At 70.7% G+C, this 1,978-nt stretch carries 2 protein-coding genes and 1 pseudogene; all 3 read left to right on the top strand.

The genetic code is table 11. The annotated features are described in order from the left end of the window. Positions 1-252, top strand: a 252-nt coding sequence (locus FV228_RS28095; protein ID WP_147857493.1) for a pyridoxal-phosphate dependent enzyme, incomplete at its 5' end; no start/stop codon positions are given. Positions 253-305: 53 nt separating this feature from the next. Continuing rightward, positions 306-1,427, top strand: a complete 1,122-nt coding sequence (locus tag FV228_RS28100; RefSeq protein ID WP_147857494.1) for a DSD1 family PLP-dependent enzyme — start codon at positions 306-308, stop codon at positions 1,425-1,427. A gap of 188 nt (positions 1,428-1,615) precedes the next feature. Next, positions 1,616-1,978, top strand: a pseudogene (locus FV228_RS28105) (ornithine cyclodeaminase family protein); the annotation flags it as partial.

A 1,978-nucleotide genomic window follows, 5' to 3' on the forward strand; every position in this document is an offset into this window, starting at 1 on the left:
GTGCTGGCGGCGCTGCGCCGGTCCGGGGGCGGCACCGTTGCGGTGTCGGAGCCGGCGATCGAGGCGGCGCTGATGGAGCTCGCCCGCTCCGGCCTCTACGTCGAGCCGACCTGCGCGATGGCGGCGGCGGCGCTGACCGACCTGACCGCCAGCGGCGCGATCGGGCCCGACGAGACCGTCGTGGCGGTGCTCACCGGCACCGGCATCAAGGCGACGCCGCGCATCGCCGAGCTTTTGGGTCTCGCCCCGTGACCCGCTGAGGCGACCGCGAAACGAAAAAACGCCCGACCAGGAGGAGACACCCCATGCGCAACAACATTCCCGCCCGCGTCGGCATGCCGGTGGAGGAGGTCGACACCCCCTGCCTGATGGTCGATCTCGACGCGTTCGAGCGCAACGTCGACACGCTCGGCCGCTTCATGAAGGAGAACGGCCTGCGCCACCGGGCTCACGCCAAGACGCACAAGTCCTCCGACATCGCGACCGTGCAGATCGAGCGGGGCGGGGCCTGCGGGGTCTGCTGCCAGAAGGTCAGCGAGGCCGAGGCCCTGGTGAGCGCCGGCATCCGCGACGTGCTGGTGTCGAACCAGGTGGTCGCGCCCCAGAAGATCGAGCGCCTGGCGGCCCTGGCCAAGCGGGCGCGGGTGCTGGTCTGCGTCGACGACCCCGGCAACGTCGATGACCTGTCGGCGGCCGCCGTGAAATACGGCGTCACCCTCGAGGCCCTGGTGGAGATCGATGTCGGCGCCGGCCGCTGCGGCGTCGCCCCCGGCGAGCCCGCGGTGGCGATCGCGAAAAAGATCGCGGCGGCGCCGGGGCTGACCTTCGCCGGGCTGCAGGCCTATCAGGGCCGGGCGCAGCACGTGCGCGACTACGCCGAGCGCAAGGCCCTGATCCAGACGGCGATCGACGACACGAAGCGCACCGTCGACCTGCTGAAGGCCGAAGGGCTCGCCTGCGACATCGTCGCGGGCGCCGGCACCGGCAGCTTCGCCCTGGAGGGCGGCAGCGGCGTCTACAACGAGCTGCAATGCGGCTCCTACGTGTTCATGGACGCCGACTACCAGCGGGTGAAGGACGCGAGCGGCCAGCCGATCGGCGACTTCGAGAACAGCCTGTTCATCGTCACGTCGATCATGAGCAAGGCCAAGGCCGATGTCGCGATCTGCGACGCCGGCCTGAAGGCCCAGAGCATCGACAGCGGCCTGCCCCTGGTGTTCGGCCGGAGCGACGTGGAATACGTCAAGTGTTCGGACGAGCACGGGGTGATCAGCGATCCCGGCAACGTGCTCAAGCTCAACGACCGCCTGAAGCTGATCCCGGGCCATTGCGACCCGACCGTCAACGTCTACGACTGGTATGTCGGGGTGCGGGACGGCCGGGTCGAGGCGGTCTGGCCGGTCACCGCCCGCGGCATGACGTTGTAGGGTAGGGGGCGGCTCCCACCCATCCCCCTCATCCTGAGGTGGCCGCGCCAGCGGCCCTCGAAGGAGGGCTCCAGAGGTCGCGCGGCCGCTGGAGGGCTCCTTCGAGGCCGGGCGATCGTCGATCGCCCGGCACCTCAGGATGAGGGCGCGGATGGGAGAGGCCGAATCACAGGAAAGGCTTGCCGCTCATGCGCTTCATCTCGGAAGAGGAATCCGCCGCCCTGGTCGATCACGTCCTGGCGTTCGCGGCGGCCCGGGAGGCGCTGATCGCCGCGGTCGCACCGGGCACCACCCTGTTCCCGGCGGTGCTCGGGCACGGCTCGGAGCCGGCCAACCGGTTCTCGATCAAGTCGGGATCGACGGCCGCCTATGCCGGCCTGAAGGTCGGCTCGTTCTGGCCGGGCAACCCGGACCGGGGCCTGCCGCGGCACAATTCGGTGATCCTGCTGTTCGACCAGGAGGTCGGCCGGGTCGACACGGTGATCGAGGCGGGCCGCGTCAACGCCTACCGCACCGCCGCCGCCGACGCGGTGGCGGCCAGCGTCCTGGCC

It is taken from the genome of Methylobacterium sp. WL18, from assembly GCF_008040015.1.
Taxonomy (GTDB): domain Bacteria; phylum Pseudomonadota; class Alphaproteobacteria; order Rhizobiales; family Beijerinckiaceae; genus Methylobacterium; species Methylobacterium mesophilicum.